The following is an 18,310-nucleotide window of genomic DNA, read 5'->3' on the forward strand; positions in this document are numbered from 1 at the left end:
TTACCTGAACGGGCCGGCTTGGAAGATCATGCTGACGATTGCAGCGACACCGACGACCAGCAGAATCGCAGCGGTGATCAGTGTGAGTGAAACGGGAAAATGACTCTTGCCGTGGATGAGGCCGGCTTCGGTCATGGCCGCGCGCTCGTGACGCAGGCCGTACATGAACTGCAGATGATAGCCGATGCCGCCGATCAGCATCAGGATGCCAAGTCCGACCAGCGCGAGCCCAAAATTGCGCGCCGAGGCTGCATGCGTGATGACATTGTGCTCGCGCATCTTCTCGAAGATCTGGAAAATGGTGAAGCCGAACGAGATCAGCGACAGCGAGGTGCGGATCACCGACATCAGCGTACGGTCCGCGCTCATGCGCGTGCGCTGGAACGACATCCCGGTTCGGCGAGATGAAAGTTCGACCGAGATTTCGTCGGGAGTTGATTTTCCGGTAACGAGAGTCATCTCGCTTCTCCTTGCATGAACGCCGGGGGGCGCCTGAGCCACCCGGCGGAAATTTGCTGGATGGATCAATCGACGGCCATGGCTGCGGCTGCGAGCTTCTCAAGATCGAGATACTGCGCCGTCTCCACCGTCACGGCGACGAAGAGGACCTTTCCGCCGGTGAATGTTCCCGGCGTGGTGTAGTCCTCGCTGACGGCATCGCCGCTGTCGCGCCCGATACAGAGACCGTCCCCGGACAGCGTGAACTTGCCGAACTGCGTCCGCATATCGCCTTGGGCGGCGATGTCCTCGTTCACGTACAGCGTGGCCTTGCCGAGCGACTCGTTGTGCTTGCCGGTCTTCTCCCGGATGAACTCCATGCCCAGCGTATACTTGCCTGGCTTGAGGACCTTCGAGACCAGCTTCTGCTCCGGCTTGATGCCGAGGAAATTGTACACGTAGTGCAGCTTGCGGTCCTTGATGAACAGCGCGTGGCCACCAAAGCGCGATCCGTGTGCGAAGATGACGCCCGAACAATCGGGATCGTCGATCTCGACGTCGGCCAGGATCTTGTAGGAGCGGCCGCGCACATTGACCGCAAATGCCTCCGGCACCGGTGAAGTGCCGGGATAATAGACGTACCTCTCGCGCGGAGCCTCCTCGGTCGGCCGCTCGATTGTGATCAGCTCGGCGGCGGTACGATCGTCCAGCGGCAGGACGAAGTTTTTTTCCGCCTCCTCGAACCAGACCTTGATCAGCTTCTCCAGCTTGTCGGGATACTGCTTGGCGAGGTTGGTCGATTCGGAGCGATCAGCATCCACGTGATAGAGTTCCCACGCGTCCTTGTCGAAATGTCCCTTGCCGGTGAGCGGGGCGTGGATGGCAGCGGCCTTCCAGCCGTTCTCCCAGATGCCGCGCGTGCCAAGCATCGCATAGTACTGCCGCTTCTTCCGCGTGGCCGAGTCAGGTTTGGCTTCGAACGTGTAGCGCATTGAAACACCGGAGAGCGGGTACTGCTCCACGCCGCGATAGACCTTGGGCATCTCGAGTTTGCAGACATCGAGGATGGTCGGCACGATATCCGTCGAGTGATGGTACTGATTGCGTACCTCGCCCTTCGCCTTGATGCCCTTGGGCCAGGATATGACCAGCGGGCAGCACGTGCCGCCGGCATACTCGGAATAGCGCTTGAACATCTGGAAGGGAGTCGAAAACGCGACTGCCCATCCGGTCGGATAGTGATTGTAGGTATCGACGCTCCCCAGCACGTCGAGGTACTTCATGTTCTCAGCGAGCTCGTCAGGGAAATTGTTGAAGAACTTGTTTTCGTTGACGGAGCCGTTCTCACTGCCTTCGCCGGAAGCGCCGTTGTCTGAGCAATAGAACACAATCGTATTGTCGAGCTGGCCGCTCTTTTCGAGATAATCGATCAGCCGGCCCACTTGCGCATCGGTGTACTCGGAGAAGCCGGCATAGACCTCGGCCATGCGCGAGAAGAGCCGCTTCTCGTCGGCGTTAAGGGAGTTCCACGGGCGCACGTTATCAATCGGATTGGCGGCGTTCTTCGGGACCGGATTGAGCGGCGTGAGCTTCGTGTCCTTTGGCAGGAGGCCTTTGGCAATCATGCGCGGGAGGGCCCATTCGCGATAGGCTTCATATCCCGAATCGAACTTGCCCTTGTACTTCTCAATGTACTCCTTCGGCGCATGATGCGGAGCATGATTTGCGCCGGGACAAAGCCACATGAACCAGGGCTTCGAGGGGTTGGTGGCCTTCTGGTCGCGGATCATCTGCAGGGCCTGGTCGACCAGATCCTTCGACAGATGATAGCCATCCTCCGGAGGATATGGCTGATCGATGAACTTGTTGTCCTCGACGAGGTCCGGATACCACTGGTTGGTCTCACCACCGAGAAAGCCGTAGAATCGATCGAAGCCCTTCTGCAGTGGCCATTCCGAGCGGCTCGCGCCCGAGCCGATGTCCTGCTCGGGAACGTTGTGGTTCTTGCCGAGCCAGAAGGTGCTCCATCCGGCATCTTGCAATACCTGGCCGATGGTCGCGCATTCCGCCGGCAGGCGACCGCTCCAGCCCGGGAATCCTTGCGCGCATTCGGTAATGCAGGAACTGCCGTTCAGATGGTGGTTGCGTCCCGTGAGGAATGTCGAGCGTGTGGGTGAGCAGAGGGCGGTCGTGTGCCATTGCGAATACATCAAGCCGCGATCAGCGAGTTTCTGCAGCGTCGGCATGTTGATGGCGCCGCCAAACGGCGACCAGGCGGCCATGCCGGTGTCATCGTAAAGAACAATAAGCACGTTCGGTGACCCCGCCGGAGCCTTGGGCAGGGTGTAGGGTCGCCAATCCGGCTTGGAGTCGCGAACATCGAGCTTGATGACGCCTTTGAAGGGCTTCTTGGACATGGCTATCTCCGTTATTAGATCTGATTGTCGGCTCTCTCTTCTGTTTCTCCTCACAGCAGCAGGCTCTTGATCTGCGCCCAGATCACGTTGATCGGGAACGCCAGCAGCACCGCGGGAATGAACGGCAGCAGCAACGCGACTGCCATCAAAGCGAGGTCCTTCAGGTCGAGCGGGATGAACCGCATCGCGTGTACGTTCGCAAGCACCGAGGAAAGGTCGGCGACGGCAGAGACGTCTGGCGCCTCGGGCGCGATCTGGTCTGCACCTCTGTTGAGGTGCCTGCGTTCGAAGTTGTAGCCCACTTGCTGCGCCAACGCGTCGTATGCGAGCACTCCTTGCTGCCGTGCCCGTATAAGCGTCGGGGTGAAGACGAGCAGCGGCGCGACGAACAGTACGGCGATCGCAAGCAACGCGGCGACGTTAAACCCGAGATCCGGCGTCGGAAGCCCACCGCCCGTGAGCACGAGCTGCGCGAAGCGCCCTGCAATGATGACCGCCAAAGCCAATGCGGCGATGGCGAACGCGCGGACCGACTGGCCAAGGAAGCTCAATCCTGCACAGCGATCGGGGTGCGAGGCGAGGAGGCGTAGCTCAAGTCGCGAGATTTGCGAAAGAAGCCGCGCCCACATGGCAAGACGCCAGAACCAGCCGAAGATCAGCACCAATAGCAGCGGGAGGCTGACAAGCATGTGCCACCAGCCGGCAAGTGAATAGCGGGGAACGCCGGCAACAGGACGAGCCCAGTACGGCAACTGATCTGGCGCATGAGACAGCGTTGTCGCCAGTACGACGACATAAGCAAGGGCGATCGCAATGGCCTTGGCTGTGCGGGATTGCAATAGATTGTGGGTGGCGGCGATCGCCTGGTCGAAGTGGCCGTGATCGCGTTCGCTGACGATGCCGCTGTCGATGAAATAGTGCTCGATCGCATTGAGCCGCGGTACACACCACGCGACAGCGAGCACCAACAGGGGAGCGGCGATCAGGTAGCGGGCGTGCAGGCCGATTTCCATGAGCATGGACGTGAGCACATCCCGTCCTGCCAGCACACTTTGGATAGCTGCGAGGCCAAGCAGAGCCAGCCAGCCTGCAAGGACGACCAACAGTGCGCGACGCTTGACGTCGAAGCTCTCGGATCGGACGGCGCCAAGGCGTCTACGGCCATCGAATGAAAAGGTACGCTCTCGGAGATGGTCGTCGCCGGCGCGGTTGGTTTCGGCGTAACCCCCGTCTTCTGCGGCGTGTGCGGCGAGGGCTATGCGCATGACATGTCCTCACGGCGTTCGATCGGTGGCGTTGCGTGCAAGCCACCATTGGAAAAGGCGGCAAACGGGACCGCGCAGCAGGAGGTAGGGAACGAAAGCGAGCAGGAGAGATACGATGACCATCTCGCCCGGATAGAACGTCTTCAGGACCACCGCCTGGTAGACGCCGTCCATCACCAGCCCGAGCATGATGATGCGGCCGGTCGCGAGCAGGCCTTCGCGAATGCGGTCTGCGCTTTTCTGGGAATCTGTCAGGATCGTCCACAGATATGGATTGCGGCCAAGCCGCGCGTCGTGGATGCCGTCGTGCAGCGCGCAGATCGCGGCCATGACCGGCTGCAGGATGAAGCGGAAAGCCATCGGCCCCTGAGGCCGGTCGATAATATCCGACCAGATGCGACGGTGCACATCGAGAGACGTGCCGTACCAGATGAGGCCGAGGACCAGAAGCGCGACAATCAGTATCGCCGAGATACGGGCGATTTGGATCTGAAATCTGGATGCGGCTTCTGCCATCATCCGGGCTCCTGCCTGCGCACCACGCAACGGAATCCGATATGGCTCGCCGACGTGTCCACCGGCTGGGCGTGCCGCGCCGCAGGGCGATATCTGCGGCAGTAGTTTGGTGCGCACAGATGCGAGCCGCCTTTGACCACCTTGCGCGGTATCTTGATCTGAGGCTGGCAGGAATCGTAGCTGGCGTCCTCACGTCCGCCGCGTGGATTCTTTGGAATGCAGCAGCTGCTTTCAGCGTCCTCCTCGTGTTTGGCCGTGTACCAGTCGGAGGTCCACTCCCAGACGTTGCCGATCATGTCGTAGATGCCGTAGCTGTTCGGCGGAAACGCGTGTACGGGCGAGGTGCGCTCAAACCCGTCGGTTTTTGAGTTTTCGCACGGAAAGGCGCCTTGCCAGGTGTTGGCGATGTGCCGACCGCCCGGCGTGAATTCGTCGCCCCACGCAAACTCGGCGCCGTCGAGCCCGCCGCGGGCCGCAAACTCCCAATCGGCTTCGGTTGGCAGCTCCTTGCCGATCCATTCCGCGTAAGCACACGCATCCCGGTAGGCGATGTGCACGACCGGATGGTCGTCGAGGCCGACAGTCGAGGACTTTCGGCCATAGGGGTGTGACCAGTTTGCGCCGAACGTGAAGCGCCACCACTGGCTCCAGTCGTGCAGCGGAACCATGTGCGGCGGAGGAACGAACAGGAGTGAGCCGGCGCGCAACATGTGTGGCAGCGCGCCAGGATAGTCCTTCGCATCGGGCTTCGTCTCAGCGACCGTGACGTAGCCGGTCGCGTTGACGAACTTGCGAAAGCCGCGATTGGTCACCGGCGTGCGGTCGATCCAGAAGCCATCAACGGTGACACGATGGGCCGGCGCCTCTTCCGCGTAGTGATCATTGGAGCCCATACGGAATGTGCCGCCGGGGATCCAGATCATCTCCGAAGTATCGGCGCGTCCGACTCTGGCGAGAGCTTCGACGGTGGCCATGAACATCGTCTCCATCGCTCAGACCAGCGCCGCTACACGACTTACAGGCGGCGATCCCAGAAGCTCCGTCACTCGGTGGGAAATCGACCCATCAGAGAACCTCCTGACTCAAAACCAATTAAAGCGTTATGGGCTCGCGATTTGTATCGGGGTTCTCCCTATATCGGGTGAGGGATGTTCCCCCCGGGCGAGAATGAGCTGGGCGAAGCGTTCGCCAACGGCATCGAAGGCATCTCGGGCTCGCGACCTGTTTAGGTCTTCGGAAGGCGGCGCAGCGGTTACCGATGGCGCCGCGCGCCGTTCGTCATGCAGCCTGATCGCCTGCATCGCCACCCGTCACCCCTACGCCCTATGAGGCGGCCTGATTCCCGACTGCGACGCGACGTCGGCGTCGCCCCGGGGGCGTTCAATCGGTGCATCGAAGGAACGATACCCGGTCGGCCACCGCATGAATGCTGGCTTGCGTCGATCGCCGCGGAACCCAAGGCGCACGGGTGCGACTTTCAAGAGGTTTTTCGCCAAAGGGTGTTGGTTTGGGACAACAGAAGGATGAAGATGCTGCTTGCGACCGCCGGTCTGATTCGCGGGTCGAGTCGAGTAGGAGCCAAGTCTCTCGACCCTCGAATGCCAGATCACGAACGTGAAGATATCGACGCTCGAAGGGCTGTCGTGCAGAACGCGTGGATGGGGCCAGTGCTTTGGCCTCTTGGGTTGGGCGCAGCAAGAGTTGTGGGACGTGACATGAGCAGGCGAAGCAGGGCGTGGACGGCCGCTTTATCTGTGGCAGCGGTGACGTGTCTGGGGGGCGTGCCCGCGCGGGCTATCGAAGGCGGAACCGGCGCCTACATCCTCGGTAGCCGTGATACCCTTTCGGGCATCGCTCCGCCGCCCGGGACGACCGTCATTTCGAATGGCGTTTGGCACTTCGACGCCAGGGGACCAATGATTGGCTCCACCGGCATTCGGCTCGCGAACCCAAAGGCCGATATCTACCTGAACAAGTTCGACATCGCGCATGTCTTCAAGACGCAGATTTTTGGCGGCACGCCGGGTATCAACCTCACTATTCCCTACGCGAGCGGAACGCTCACGGCCGACGGCCGGATTGGCGGCCGTTTGGTCGGGGAGTTGGAAGACAGAAATTATGGCTTCGGCGATCCGGTGTTGACCCCGGGCATCGGTTGGCACGCCGGCAATTTTCATTGGATCACCGCAGTCTCGATCTTTCTTCCGTGGGGCAAATACGAGTTGGCGAGCGCCACGCCGGTACCACCCGCGATCGACAATTTTTTGAATTTCGGCAAGAACCGCGCGTCGTTCATGCCGACTTTCAGCTTCACTTGGCTTGATCCGAAGATTGGACTGGAGCTGTCGGCGGCGCTTAGCTTCGAGTTTTCGTTGAGGAATCATGCGACAAACTGGCAGACGGCTCCGGCCGCGATCCTCGAACTGGCTGCGCTTCGCCATTGGCCGAACGGGTTCGCATTCGGCGTCGTCGGGTATGCCTATCAGCAGATCGGTGAGGACAGCGGCTTGGGCGCAGAAAGGTTCAAGGCGGCCGTCGGCGTGTCGAGCCTCGAAGCCCGCGTCTTCAGTATCGGGCCGATCGCGACCTACAGCACCAAGTTTGGCGCCACACCGGTGAGGTTCAAGCTGAAATACGTCAATGAGTTCGAGGCCAAGCACAGATTCGAAAGCAAGGTGGTGACTGGCGTGTTCACCGTTTCATTTTAGCGCCGGCCTCATCGCTCATGATGCCGCGCCAGAATCGGTGCGATGCAATACCGGGAGCGGGCGCAAGCGCCCGCCCGGGCCGTTGCGGCACCCGACGAAGCCAATCGCAACTGTCAGCGACTTACGGGCCTGCACCGTGGACGGCGGTCCAATCGGCTCCGCGCAGGCCTTGCCAGATTCGCACCACCGGAACTGCTGCGTAAGAACCCCTGACCGGGCCGATGGCAGCATAGGCCCCATAGGGCGTCCGGACCGCGGCATAGGCGCCGCCGCCGCCGGGACGGCATGCGTTGCCGATGTTGTAATAGCAGTCGGCCAGAGGTGCGGCTGCGTAGGCACCGCGCCACGCCTGCTGCGCAGAGGCTGCAGGCGACTGCATCAGCACTGCGCCAGCTAGACCGATCGCTGCCACAAATCGCGTTGTGTTCGACATGATGATCTCCTTTTTATATACGAGCCGCCACGTCAAGTCAGCGAGCTGATCAAGTCACACGCGAGGTCACACGCGCGCGAAGCCGTGGCCTTGATACGGCCCCCGCCTCTGTTCCGCACGAAAGATCGCGAAGGGGCCGCCACACCACAGGAACAGTGGTGCGGCTGGATCGTCTCCGCTAGCACTCAAAACCCTAAATCACGTCGGAAGAAACCCTTAGCGCCGTCCCGGGTTGGTTGCGGAATGCACGCGAGGGCGCGCACGAATCGCCATATCGAAGCGATCTGGCCCGTCAGGACAGCGGTCAAAAGGATCGAATAATGCCGCGAGGCGCTACGACGGGTTGGCCTCGCGGCCAGTGCTCACCGCGCGATCACGAGGCGGCCTTGCACCTTGCCAGCGCGCAGACGGTCGAGGGCGTCGTTGACACCATTGAAGGAGACTGTCTCGACCGGCATCGGCTTGACCTTGCCGGCGCGAACCAGGGCGATAAGCTCCTTCAACTCCCGCAGGTTGCCGACATAAGAACCGCGGATCGTGATTGCGCGCAGGACGATCGGCGGGATCGACAGCGTGATATCGCCTCCGAACAAGCCGACGACGACGTAGGTGCCGCCTTTTCTCAGCGCAGCGATCGCGAACTCCGCCGTGGGCTTCGCGCCGACGAAATCGACCGCGCCGGCAGCGCCACCTGCCTCGGCAAGCTTTGCGGCGGCATCGGCGCTGCGCGGATCGATCGCGTCTCTTGCGCCGTTGGCGATCGCCAGTTCGCGTTTGCCGGCATCGATGTCGGCAACGACGATGTTGCGGAAGCCAAGAGCGTGGGCGATCTGCAGGCCGCTCATACCCACGCCGCCAAGCCCCATGATCAGCAGCGTTTCATTGTCCTTGTCGATGTCGATCTTCGTCAGCGCGCTGTAGGCGGTGATGCCTGAACAGGCGTAGGTCGCAGCCAGCGTCGGATCGATACCGGTGACATCGACCAGATGCTTCGGATGCGGCACAACGCACTTTTCGGCGTAGCCGCCGGATCGGAAGACGCCGAGTGAGGCGGGCTTCGGGCAATAGTTCTCCTCGTCGCGCCGGCAGATCTCGCAGGTGCCGCAGCCGAGCCACGGATAAACGAGGAATGTCTTGCCGATCTCGCTGTCGGCGATCGGCGCATCGGGGCCCTTGGCGACAAGCCGGCCGAGAACTTCATGCCCCATGATCACTGGCGTCGAAACGCCGCGATCGGCGAGGCTGAGCCGTTTGCCGCCGCCGAGGTCGTAGTAGCCGTCCTGGATGTGCAGATCACTGTGACAAACGCCGCAGCGCGTAACATCGATCACCACTTCGGTCCCGGCGGGTTGCGGATCGGGTTGTTCGATTGGTGCGAGCGGCTCACAGAACATCTTGACGGCATAGGCGCGCATGGTCGGCTCCTTGAATCTGGCGACCTTGAGCATCGGATTTAAGCGGCTGGCGGTCAATGCCCCTCACATTTGAACCGCCGTTTCGTCAGCGCACCGCCGATTCAGGCCGTCAGGATCACCGCCGTTGGCACCGTGCCGGTTTTCTCAAAGGCTTCGACACTGGCCATCGTCGTGCGCGCAATCTCGGTCATTGCCTCGTGAGTGAAGAACGCCTGATGGCCGGTAATCAGCACATTGGGAAATGTCATCAGCCGCGCGAGTACATCGTCCTGAATGACCTTGTCAGAGAGGTCACGAAAGAAGACGTCTGCTTCTTCCTCATAGACATCCATCCCGAAGCTGCCGACCTGACCATTCTTCAGCCCACGGACGATCTGCCGGGTATCGGCCACGGCGCCGCGGCTCGTATTGATCAGCATCGCTCCATGCTTCATCGTGTCGACGGCATTGCGATCTATGAAATGGAACGTGTCCGGCGTGAGCGGACAATGCAATGTCAGGATGTCCGCCTGGGACACGAGCTCCTGTTTGGGCAGGTAATGCACCCCGAGCGCTTCGCACGCGGGGTTCGGACTGGGATCGTAAGCGGCGACAAGGCAGCCGAAGCCGCGGGCGATGGTTGCGACCCGCGTCCCGATCTCTCCGGTTCCGACGATGCCGATGGTCTTGCCGCGAAGGTCGAACCCGAGGAGGCCTGTAAGCGAGAAATTGCCTTCGCGGGTTCGATTGTAGGCCCGATGGATCTTGCGGTTCAGGCACAGGATCATCGCGACGGTATGCTCTGCGACTGCATAGGGCGAATAGGCCGGAACGCGAGCTACCGTGAGTCCATGCGACGATGCCGTCGAAAGATCGACATTGTTGAAGCCCGCGCATCTGAGCGCGATCAGCTTGATGCCGATTTTTGCCAGCTCTTCGATGCATTTGGCGTCAAGCAGGTCATTGACGAAGACGCAGACCGCCTTCGCGCCCTCAGCGAGCGGCGCCGAGGTCGCATCCAGTTTGGTGTCGAAGAAGACCAGCTGCTGCTTTGCGCGCTCGGCTGCTTCCGTCAGGTATAGTTGGTCATCGGGTGTCGTCGAAAATACCGCTACGCGCATCGTGAGGCCGCTTCGGCTTGCGATCAGTATTGAACGCTCAATTGCGGCGACGAACAAACGTTCCCGTGTCCTGAACAATCTGACGTCCGCCCGCACTGTTCACGAGCGCGCCGCCTCGCTCGGAGACGATTCGGCCGAACTGTCGTTCCTGCTCATACCAGTGAGCGGAGCGCGAGCCGGGGCGAGGGGCCGCGCCTGGAAGAAGGGGGCGGTGGCAGCGCTGGCGCTGCCGCTGCCGCCCGGCATGATGCGCGCACTGCCGAAGACCACGACCGTAGAGGCAACTCCCCAATTTCTGAGGTTCTCTTCGGCCTTGGCGTATTCCAGCAAGAACCGCACACCCCGCATCGAATCCCCGAGGATGAAATCCTCGTCCAACGCTGCCAGCCGATATGCAGAGTGCGTCGGTTCATATTCAGCCATGGCGCCTCTCTTTTTCTCACGGTGCGCAGTTCAACTGTCTGTCGGTCGCGACGCGAATAACGCGCTGCCAGATGCGTTACTGATCGCGCTGCGCCGGGCCGATGGAATTGAAGCGAATTTTCCTGAAAAGCAAGGCGAACCCGGGAATCCTATTAGGGACATTATCTAAGTTGTCTCGGAGCGGCCGGCTGCCGATCATTTATATTGTGATTGCTGAACGGTGCCTGCACGCAAGGAACTTTCAACACTCTCTGCCGGTTTCTGGCGAGGGTGGCCGCTCTATGAGGGCGTGTGAGCCATGGAAGCCGCAAACCACGAGTTCGATCACATAGCGAAGTTTGTCTGGTTTGGAGAGCCTGATGCCGCTCGGCTCGTAGCCGGGATGACGAACAGAGACAGGCACGCCCTCGAGCAATGCCTGTTGTCGCTTTACGGTGTTTCCGTCGATCTGACGGGCGACGAAGCCGACATCGCCGCCGCGCTGGACAAGGCGCGACGTATATAGTGCTGCTCGATCTTCATCTGTTACGCTGCGGGTCTGCAACGATAAGCCGACGATGTTCACTGAGGCGGGATGTTCGCGTCCTTGACCACCGCGGCCCACTTTTGAATTTCTGAGCGGATATGGTCCAAAAACTCTGACGGTGTCCCACCGATCGGTTCGACGCCCTGTTCCGCGAAACGACGCTTGACGTCATCCATGTTCAGGATCGCGTTCATTTCGGCGTTGAGCTTGCGGGTGATCTCCGTCGGCATTCCGGCCGGCCCGACGACGCCGAACCAGACGCTGACCTCGTAACCGGGGGCGCCCGCTTCGGACACCGTCGGAACGTTTTCAGCGAGTGTCGTACGCGTCTTGCTGCTGACGCCGAGCGCGCGCAATTTGCCGGCGTTGATCTGTGGCAGCACGTTCGGCGTGTTGTCGAAGGCCGCATCGATATGTTCGCCGAGCAGATCGTTCACCATCGGCGCGCTGCCCTTATACGGCACGTGCACGATATCGATTCCGGCCATGCTCTTGAACAATTCCATCGAGAGATGGTTGGACGAGCCCGTGCCCGTGGAGCCGTAGCTGACCTTTCCGGGATTCGTCTTGGCGTAGTCGATCAGCTCCTTGACCGAGTGAATCGGCATGGAAGGCCTGACCACCAGAAGATTCTGTGTCTGGCCCGCGAGGATCAGCGGCGTGAAGTCTTTCGCCGTGTCGTAGGGCAAATTCTTGTAGATGCTCGGGTTGGCGCCGAACGGAAACGCCACGCCGAGCAGGGTGTAGCCATCGGCTGGCGCCTTGGCGACGGCATCCGTACCGATCAGCGTGCCGCCGCCGGGACGGTTTTCGACCACGACGGGTACGCCCCAGGCTTCCTGAAGCTTTTGCGAGACGATCCGTGCCAGCGTGTCGTTGAATCCGCCGGGCGGGTAGGGGACGATGTAGCGGATGGTCCGGCTCGGGTAGCGCTCGGACTCAGCCGGCGCAGCGGCGGTCTGGGCGGATGCCGCCGTCGCGCCGGCCAGGAGAGCGAGCAGAACGCTGCAGGCGAAGTGAAGAAGACGGATTGCGCTCGACGTAACTTCAGCCCGCTGCGGTCTAGACATAGCAAGGTCCCTCGATCAGTGGATGCGCATTGATGAATGCTTCATTGATCTCCACGCCAAGTCCGGGCGTTTCCGACGGCTTGACGCAACCGTTGGCGTCGAGCACGTAGGGCACGCCGCCGACTTCGTCACGGAAGGGGTTGTGCTTGGCAACATCGCCTTCGAAGTATCCCGGAAGATCGACGGCCGCGAGCACGTTGATGGACGCCGCCATGTTGATGCCGGTTGCCGACGTGTGCGGATTGAACGAAAGCTTCCACGCATAGGCCATGCCGGCGATCCGCACAGCTTCGGTCACGCCGCCGGTCTTGGACAAATCCGGCTGTACGTAGCTGACCGCGCCGTCCTCGATCAGGCGCGTGAACTCGAAGCGCGTGTAGTGATTCTCGCCTGCCGCCAGCGGCGTGGTGCCCAGTGAGGCGGCCGTCTGGTAGGAACGATAATCCTGCGCCGGAAATGGTTCTTCGAGCCAGCCGATCTGCAGTTCCTGATAGGCCGGCATCACGCGCCGCACGTCATCGACGGTGTAGCCGGTGTTGGCATCGACCAGGATTTCAATGTCGTCCCCGACAGCGGCGCGGACCGCAGTGGCGCGGGCGACATCATCACGCGGATTGTCGCCGACGCGAAGCTTGATGGCGCGGTAGCCCTGCGCGACGTAGCCGAGAGCTTCCTGGGCCAGCGATTCCGGCTCCTGCCAGCCGAGCGAGATGCCACCCGCATAGGCCTTGATCGGCTTGGAGCCGCCGCCAAGCAGCTTGTACAGCGGCCAACCGGCCGCCTTGGCGCGGATGTCCCAGAGCGCCAGGTCGAGGCCGCTGAGCGCCATCGCTGCGGCGTAACCCATGCCGTGGCTGGCCAACTGCATCTGGTACACGCGCTGCCAGACGCCGACGACGTTCATTGCATCCATGCCGACGACAAGCTCGGAGATCGTGGTGTCGATCAGCTTGGCGATCGCGCCAGGGCAGCGGCCGTGATGGGCTTCGCCCCATCCGGTGAGACCCTCATCGGTGCTCACCTTGACCAGCACGGCGTCGCGCTTGACGGCGCGGCCGATGCCAAGCCTGACATTCTGGCCTTCCGGCACGCGGTAGGAGATCGGGACTGCCTTGATCGATGTAATGCGCATGGTGGACCTCACGCCGCCTTGTAGGCGGGATTGACGAGATTAAGCGGCTGCTCGCCGCGCAGGATTCGAAGCATCTCTTCTGCCGCGCCGATTGCCATTCCGCGACCACTCGTGGCGGTGATGCCGGCGGTGTGTGGCGTCAGCAGCAGGTTGGGCATCTCGAACAAGGTGTCGTCCGGAGGCAGCGGCTGCACGTCGAACACATCGAGCGCAGCGCCACCGATCGCTCCCGATCGAAGCGCAGTCATCAGCGCAGGCGTGTCGATCACTGCGCCGCGCGAGACGTTCACCAGCACGGCGTTCGGTCGCATTCGTGCGATCAGCTTGCCATTGACCATGCCTCGCGTCTCGTCCGTCAGTGCGCAACAGACGACGATGGCATCGCTGCGTGCGAACAAGTCGTCCAGTGAGACCTCCTGGATGCCGGCACCGAGCGATCCCTTGCGGCGCGACGTGCCAAGGATCGTCATTTTGAAGCCATCGCGGGCGATGCCGGCGACGCGACGGCCGATGGTGCCGACGCCGAGAATGCCGAGGGTCGATCCGCTCAGTTCGGTCATGGCATCCGCCATCGGCCGCGCAGCGTTCCAGCCTTCGCTGCGCAGGCGTGTATCCAGCCGATGCAGGGGCCGGCGCAGGTGCATCAGCGCCGACATGGCGTATTCGGCGACAGCGTCGGTATTGCTTCCCGGCAGGTTTGCCACCGCGATGCCGCGGGCAGTGGCGGCGTCGACGGGGATGAAGTCGAGACCGACGCCGTGGCGGACGATGCCCTTCAGGCGCGGCGCATGATCGGCGATATCGTACGGCAGCTTTGCGCGCACGATGATGCCGTCGGCATCTCGCGCCCACTTGCGCAAAGTCTCGGGTTTTGTGTCCGGTGCAACGATCAGCCGCACATGCGGCGAGAGGATCGCCTCGCCGTCGGGGTGCATCGCATTTGTCAGGAGGACGACGGGTGTCTCAGGCATCTGGCGCGGGTCCTTCGGCGATCGGATTCTGCAGGCAACCGAGGCCTTCGACTTCGACCTCGACAATCGAGCCCGGCGTCAGCCACGCCGGCGGCTTGTGCAGTCCGGCGACGCCGGCCGGCGTGCCGGTGGCGATGATGTCGCCTGGCTCAAGCGCGCCAAGTCCCGACAGATACGCAATGAGATCGGCGACGCCGAACAGCATGTCGCGCGTCGAGCCGGATTGCAGCGTGCGGCCGTCGACCTTCAACGAGACCCGGAGCGCCTGCGGGTCGGCCAGTTCGTCAGCCGTCGCCAGGTAAGGGCCGAATGGTCCAAAGGTCGCGAAGTTCTTGCCGCGGTCGAAATGACCGTCCGCCTTGATGATGTCGCTGGCGCTGATGTCGTTGAAGCAGCCATAGGCTGCGACGTAATCGAGCGCGTGCTCCTTGCTGACGTTCTCGGCGCGGCGACCGATCACGGCGGCCAGTTCGGCCTCATAGGTGACACCGCCGATGCCGGCCGGCAGAACGACGGCCTGTCCAGGTCCGACGATCGTTCGGGGGGCCTTCATGAACAGCACCGGCGTGTCCGGCGGCGCCATGCCGCGCTCGGCCACCGCATCGCGATAATTATGCGCGATGCCGAAGACGCGTCGCGGCTCCGGAAGCGGCGCCATCAGTGTGACCGCCGCGCGTGGAAGCTCTGCAGCTTCTGCGCGAGTGCGTCGTCGGATGTTGTCTGCGACCGCCTGCAGACCCGCATCGATCAGGGATTGTATCTGCGGCGAAGCGCCTTGCAGGCTTTCACGCATGGAAGGGTGCGCAAGATCGAGGATTCCGTCGGTCTCGGAAGCGCCATTGCCCAAGAGCACGCCGGCGCGCGCAACGCCTTGCTCGCGGAAGGTGACAAATTTCATGAGCGGACCATCTGCTTCAGGCGACGCGATAACGATCGATGACGCTGCGATCGACCTGGATGCCAAGGCCGGCACCGGTCGGCACCGCGATGATGCCCTTGACCTGGCGGATCGGCTCGACGGCCAGATGATCGCGGAATGGATTCTCCTCCTGCTCGAACTCCAGCATCGGCGGCATCGGAAACAGGCTCGGCGGCTGGTTCGGGAGCGAAGCCAGGAAGTGAATGGTGGCGGCGAGCCCGACTGCAGAACCCCAGGCGTGCGGCACGCACTCCACGCCGTGAGCCGAGGCGAGTGTCGCGATCTTCTTGCATTCGGTAATGCCGCCCGCCGCGCATACGTCGGGCTGGACGATGTCCATCGCCTTGCGCACGATGGCATCGCGAAAACCCCAGCGGGTGAATTCGTTCTCGCCTCCGGCAACAGCCATGTCCAATGCTCGGGACACCTCGACGTAGCCGTCGATGTCTTCCGGCGAGATCGGCTCCTCGAACCACTCGATGTCGAGCTCTTCGAGCTTCCGGCCGAGACGGATCGCGGCGGGGACGGTCAGGCAGTGATTGGCGTCGACCATCAGCTTGATGTCCGGGCCGATCGCATCGCGGACCGCCTTGACGCGCTCGAAGTCTCGCTTGATCGAGCCGAGGCCGATCTTCATCTTGATGGCCTTGAAACCTGCCTTCACATAACCTGCGGCCTCCTCGACTGCTTCATCGACGAGCCGCTCCATGTCGGTGAAGTAGAGTCCCGTCGCGTAGGCATCGACTTCGGTGCGGAATGCGCCGCCGATCAGCTTGTGCACAGGCTTGTTGCAGGCCTTGCCGACGATATCCCACAGGGCGATGTCGATGCCGCTGATGGCGGCGATCGACATGCCTTTGGGCCCGTAATCCTTGATGCGGTTGTAGAGATCTTCCCAGACGACCTCGACATCGAACGGGTCGCGTCCGATCACGCGCGGGGCGAGTTGGCTGTCGATGAAGGCCTTGGCGACCGCGGAGGGGCCGTAGCATTCGCCCCAGCCGACGATGCCGTCATCGGTTTCGATCTCGACCAGACAGGTGCCGCGGGTCTTGTAGAGCCAGCCGCGCGAGGAGGTGAATGGCCGCTGCACCGGGGCTGCAACGACGTGACAGGTGATCTTCTTGATGAGCAAGCGCGTGGCCTTTTTGTCTGGAATGGTCGGTTCGGCAGCGACGCCGCCGTTGTCGGTTATTCTTTCGGGAAGACCTGCGCCGCCACGGTGCCGAGCGCGGCGGCGACCTTGTCGACTTCCTTGGTCAGCGCGTCTCCGGTCAGGTCGTCGACGAGAAACACGTTCTTCTTGGCGAATTCCTTGAAGCGCGGATCCTGGATGGCGGCACGGAAGGCGGAAACCAGCTTGGCCCTGACGTCCTCGGGCAGTTTGGCCGGAGCGACCACGTAAGCCATCTGCACCACAGGGCCGTAGGGGAATACGTCGAAACCCTTGTCCTTGAAGGTTGGCACGTCCGGAAACATCTCGAGCCGCTCGTTGGCGAAGATGCCGATCGGCTTGAGCAGGCCTTCCTGAATCTGACCGAGCGTCTCGGAAGGTTTGAGCACGCCGGAAGCGACGTGCTGGCCGACCAGGTCGGCGACGACCTTCGAGCCGCCGGTGTAGGGCACGTTGACGTAATTCACGCCGGCAACCCGCGCCGTCATCGACGCGAAGATGTGATTGAGGTTGTAATTGCCGGGCGTGCCGATCGTCACCTTGCCTGGATGGGCCTTCATGTACTTGATGAAGTCGTCGAGCGTTTTCTGCTCGGACTTGGTCGGCACCAGCAGCATCAGCGGATCGGTCGAGACACGGGCGATGTGGGTGAATTGCGCGTTGGTCAGCGGAGTCTTGCCCTGGGCGATCAGCGCCAGGGTCGAGCTCGTGCCCATGCCGATGGTGTAGCCGTCCGGGTCTGCGGTCGCGACCCGGCGCATGCCGATCGTACCTGTGGCACCGACCACGTTTTCGACGACGATCTTGATGCCATGCTCGCGCAGGATCGGATCGAGCGCTCGTATCGCCACGTCATTCGAGCCGCCGGCATTCCACGGCACGATGAAGGTGATGTCCCGCTGGGGATAGGCGGACTGGCCGTGGGTGGCGGTGGCTGCCAGCGTGCCGATGAGACCAGCGAGAACGGCCAAGCGAGTTTTGAGCATTCTTGTTTCCTCCCGTATTGTTGTTTGTTATAACAAACAACAATGGTCGGTCAACAGGCCGGGTTAAGAGGGAGTTTGCGCAAGGGCCGCGCGCTAGGATAGCGAAGCATTGCATGACGGCACTGAAACGAATCGAGCGTGAACCGCTGTGGGATCTCGCGCACGCCCAGTTGCGCGATGCGTTGCTGGCCGGCCGGTTCGCGCCGGGCACGGTGCTGACACTGCGCGCGCTGGCGGAAAGTTTCGGGACCTCGATCACGCCCGTTCGGGACGCCGTCACGCGCCTGGTGGCGCAGGGCGTATTGCAGCAGGGGCCGCGCAATTCGGCGATCGTGCCGAACCTCGCGCGCAGCGACCTTGCGGACCTGACTGTGGTGCGCTGCGCGCTCGAAGGACGCGCAGCGCGGGAAGCTGCCTCGCGTCGGCACGACGACGTTGCGTTGCGCAAGCTGTCAGAGCGGCTGACGACCATGCAATCGCTGATCAAGGCGCGAAAGCTCGAGAGCTATCTTGAACATCACCGGAAGTTTCACTTCGGCATTTACGCGATGTCGGGCATTCCGCTGCTGGTTGAAACCATCGAGAACATGTGGCTGCGCTGCGGCCCGGTGCTGTCCTTCGTGATCCCCGAATACGTCGTCCTGCTGAAAGGCTGGGATCATCACACCGCGGCGCTCAAGGCGATCATAGCGGGTGATGCGGATGGCGCCGAGCGCGAAATCGTCGCCGACATCAGCGAAGCCGCTCATTATCTTGCCGGCCTTGCAGACGCCACCGGACAACTGAGGCGTCCGCCCGGCTAGGCATCAGTCAGGTT

Annotated in this window: 18 protein-coding genes; 2 read left to right on the top strand and 16 right to left on the bottom strand. The window is 62.1% G+C overall.

Translation table 11 applies throughout. The annotated features are described in order from the left end of the window. The 5 genes from RCO31_RS16055 to RCO31_RS16075 form a co-directional block, all read right to left on the bottom strand. Nucleotides 1-459, bottom strand: coding sequence for a DUF202 domain-containing protein (locus RCO31_RS16055; protein ID WP_308969420.1), 459 nt, complete (start codon nucleotides 457-459; stop codon nucleotides 1-3). Nucleotides 460-524: 65 nt separating this feature from the next. After that, a complete protein-coding gene (locus RCO31_RS16060; protein WP_308969421.1) occupies nucleotides 525-2,855 on the bottom strand; it encodes an arylsulfatase in 2,331 nt (776 codons plus the stop codon). A 50-nt stretch (nucleotides 2,856-2,905) separates the two neighbouring features. Beyond that, nucleotides 2,906-4,120, bottom strand: a complete 1,215-nt coding sequence (locus tag RCO31_RS16065; RefSeq protein WP_308969422.1) for a hypothetical protein — start codon at nucleotides 4,118-4,120, stop codon at nucleotides 2,906-2,908. Nucleotides 4,121-4,129: 9 nt separating this feature from the next. Next, nucleotides 4,130-4,636 carry a hypothetical protein gene (locus RCO31_RS16070; RefSeq protein WP_308969423.1) on the bottom strand — a complete coding sequence of 169 codons (507 nt, stop codon included), beginning with the start codon at nucleotides 4,634-4,636 and terminating at the stop codon, nucleotides 4,130-4,132. Beyond that, nucleotides 4,636-5,610, bottom strand: coding sequence for a formylglycine-generating enzyme family protein (locus RCO31_RS16075; RefSeq protein WP_308969424.1), 975 nt, complete (start codon nucleotides 5,608-5,610; stop codon nucleotides 4,636-4,638). Before RCO31_RS16075 ends, RCO31_RS16070 begins: the two co-directional genes overlap by 1 nt. Nucleotides 5,611-6,159: 549 nt before the next feature. On the opposite strand from RCO31_RS16075, the gene RCO31_RS16080 reads away from it, so the two are divergent. Next, the gene (locus tag RCO31_RS16080) at nucleotides 6,160-7,344 is read left to right on the top strand and encodes a transporter (RefSeq protein WP_308969425.1); all 1,185 of its coding nucleotides are present in this window, start codon (nucleotides 6,160-6,162) and stop codon (nucleotides 7,342-7,344) included. A gap of 121 nt (nucleotides 7,345-7,465) precedes the next feature. On the opposite strand, the gene RCO31_RS16085 is transcribed toward RCO31_RS16080, so the two are convergent. The 11 genes from RCO31_RS16085 to RCO31_RS16135 form a co-directional block, all read right to left on the bottom strand. Continuing rightward, nucleotides 7,466-7,777, bottom strand: coding sequence for a hypothetical protein (locus tag RCO31_RS16085; protein WP_308969427.1), 312 nt, complete (start codon nucleotides 7,775-7,777; stop codon nucleotides 7,466-7,468). Between the two features lie 362 nt (nucleotides 7,778-8,139). After that, nucleotides 8,140-9,192: an alcohol dehydrogenase gene (locus RCO31_RS16090; protein WP_308969428.1), complete on the bottom strand. Its 1,053-nt coding sequence runs from the start codon at nucleotides 9,190-9,192 to the stop codon at nucleotides 8,140-8,142. A gap of 101 nt (nucleotides 9,193-9,293) precedes the next feature. Further along, nucleotides 9,294-10,292: a 2-hydroxyacid dehydrogenase gene (locus tag RCO31_RS16095; protein WP_308969430.1), complete on the bottom strand. Its 999-nt coding sequence runs from the start codon at nucleotides 10,290-10,292 to the stop codon at nucleotides 9,294-9,296. 99 nt (nucleotides 10,293-10,391) lie between these two features. After that, nucleotides 10,392-10,715: a hypothetical protein gene (locus RCO31_RS16100; protein WP_308969431.1), complete on the bottom strand. Its 324-nt coding sequence runs from the start codon at nucleotides 10,713-10,715 to the stop codon at nucleotides 10,392-10,394. Nucleotides 10,716-10,956: 241 nt separating this feature from the next. After that, entirely contained in the window at nucleotides 10,957-11,280 is a 324-nt protein-coding gene (locus RCO31_RS16105) for a hypothetical protein (RefSeq protein WP_308969433.1), read from the bottom strand. Next, a complete protein-coding gene (locus RCO31_RS16110) occupies nucleotides 11,277-12,311 on the bottom strand; it encodes a tripartite tricarboxylate transporter substrate binding protein (RefSeq protein WP_308969435.1) in 1,035 nt (344 codons plus the stop codon). The genes RCO31_RS16105 and RCO31_RS16110 overlap by 4 nt, the downstream gene beginning before the upstream one ends. Continuing rightward, entirely contained in the window at nucleotides 12,304-13,443 is a 1,140-nt protein-coding gene (locus RCO31_RS16115) for a mandelate racemase/muconate lactonizing enzyme family protein (protein WP_308969436.1), read from the bottom strand. Before RCO31_RS16115 ends, RCO31_RS16110 begins: the two co-directional genes overlap by 8 nt. 8 nt (nucleotides 13,444-13,451) lie before the next feature. Beyond that, on the bottom strand, nucleotides 13,452-14,414 hold the full coding sequence (locus RCO31_RS16120) for a hydroxyacid dehydrogenase (RefSeq protein WP_308969437.1): 963 nt from the start codon (nucleotides 14,412-14,414) through the stop codon (nucleotides 13,452-13,454). Next, the gene (locus RCO31_RS16125; RefSeq protein WP_308969438.1) at nucleotides 14,407-15,312 is read right to left on the bottom strand and encodes a fumarylacetoacetate hydrolase family protein; all 906 of its coding nucleotides are present in this window, start codon (nucleotides 15,310-15,312) and stop codon (nucleotides 14,407-14,409) included. Before RCO31_RS16125 ends, RCO31_RS16120 begins: the two co-directional genes overlap by 8 nt. A 16-nt stretch (nucleotides 15,313-15,328) precedes the next feature. After that, nucleotides 15,329-16,468, bottom strand: a complete 1,140-nt coding sequence (locus RCO31_RS16130) for a mandelate racemase/muconate lactonizing enzyme family protein (protein WP_308969439.1) — start codon at nucleotides 16,466-16,468, stop codon at nucleotides 15,329-15,331. Nucleotides 16,469-16,524: 56 nt separating this feature from the next. After that, nucleotides 16,525-17,493 carry a tripartite tricarboxylate transporter substrate binding protein gene (locus RCO31_RS16135; RefSeq protein ID WP_308969440.1) on the bottom strand — a complete coding sequence of 323 codons (969 nt, stop codon included), beginning with the start codon at nucleotides 17,491-17,493 and terminating at the stop codon, nucleotides 16,525-16,527. A 113-nt stretch (nucleotides 17,494-17,606) separates the two neighbouring features. Here RCO31_RS16135 and RCO31_RS16140 point away from each other — a divergent pair, with 113 nt between their 5' ends. Continuing rightward, on the top strand, nucleotides 17,607-18,296 hold the full coding sequence (locus tag RCO31_RS16140) for a GntR family transcriptional regulator (RefSeq protein WP_308969441.1): 690 nt from the start codon (nucleotides 17,607-17,609) through the stop codon (nucleotides 18,294-18,296). Nucleotides 18,297-18,310 lie beyond the last annotated feature (14 nt).

Source organism: Bradyrhizobium sp. LHD-71, from assembly GCF_031157255.1.
Taxonomy (GTDB): domain Bacteria; phylum Pseudomonadota; class Alphaproteobacteria; order Rhizobiales; family Xanthobacteraceae; genus P52-10.

What these genes read in the sequence shown, in the direction of transcription:
- RCO31_RS16055 (WP_308969420.1), bottom strand. Translation starts at nt 459, where the DNA reads ATGACTCTCGTTACCGGAAAATCAACTCCCGACGAAATCTCGGTCGAA.
- RCO31_RS16060 (WP_308969421.1), bottom strand. Translation starts at nt 2,855, where the DNA reads ATGTCCAAGAAGCCCTTCAAAGGCGTCATCAAGCTCGATGTTCGCGAC.
- RCO31_RS16065 (WP_308969422.1), bottom strand. Translation starts at nt 4,120, where the DNA reads ATGCGCATAGCCCTCGCCGCACACGCCGCAGAAGACGGGGGTTACGCC.
- RCO31_RS16070 (WP_308969423.1), bottom strand. Translation starts at nt 4,636, where the DNA reads ATGGCAGAAGCCGCATCCAGATTTCAGATCCAAATCGCCCGTATCTCG.
- RCO31_RS16075 (WP_308969424.1), bottom strand. Translation starts at nt 5,610, where the DNA reads ATGGCCACCGTCGAAGCTCTCGCCAGAGTCGGACGCGCCGATACTTCG.
- RCO31_RS16080 (WP_308969425.1), top strand. Translation starts at nt 6,160, where the DNA reads ATGAAGATGCTGCTTGCGACCGCCGGTCTGATTCGCGGGTCGAGTCGA.
- RCO31_RS16085 (WP_308969427.1), bottom strand. Translation starts at nt 7,777, where the DNA reads ATGTCGAACACAACGCGATTTGTGGCAGCGATCGGTCTAGCTGGCGCA.
- RCO31_RS16090 (WP_308969428.1), bottom strand. Translation starts at nt 9,192, where the DNA reads ATGCGCGCCTATGCCGTCAAGATGTTCTGTGAGCCGCTCGCACCAATC.
- RCO31_RS16095 (WP_308969430.1), bottom strand. Translation starts at nt 10,292, where the DNA reads ATGCGCGTAGCGGTATTTTCGACGACACCCGATGACCAACTATACCTG.
- RCO31_RS16100 (WP_308969431.1), bottom strand. Translation starts at nt 10,715, where the DNA reads ATGGCTGAATATGAACCGACGCACTCTGCATATCGGCTGGCAGCGTTG.
- RCO31_RS16110 (WP_308969435.1), bottom strand. Translation starts at nt 12,311, where the DNA reads ATGTCTAGACCGCAGCGGGCTGAAGTTACGTCGAGCGCAATCCGTCTT.
- RCO31_RS16115 (WP_308969436.1), bottom strand. Translation starts at nt 13,443, where the DNA reads ATGCGCATTACATCGATCAAGGCAGTCCCGATCTCCTACCGCGTGCCG.
- RCO31_RS16120 (WP_308969437.1), bottom strand. Translation starts at nt 14,414, where the DNA reads ATGCCTGAGACACCCGTCGTCCTCCTGACAAATGCGATGCACCCCGAC.
- RCO31_RS16125 (WP_308969438.1), bottom strand. Translation starts at nt 15,312, where the DNA reads ATGAAATTTGTCACCTTCCGCGAGCAAGGCGTTGCGCGCGCCGGCGTG.
- RCO31_RS16135 (WP_308969440.1), bottom strand. Translation starts at nt 17,493, where the DNA reads ATGCTCAAAACTCGCTTGGCCGTTCTCGCTGGTCTCATCGGCACGCTG.
- RCO31_RS16140 (WP_308969441.1), top strand. Translation starts at nt 17,607, where the DNA reads ATGACGGCACTGAAACGAATCGAGCGTGAACCGCTGTGGGATCTCGCG.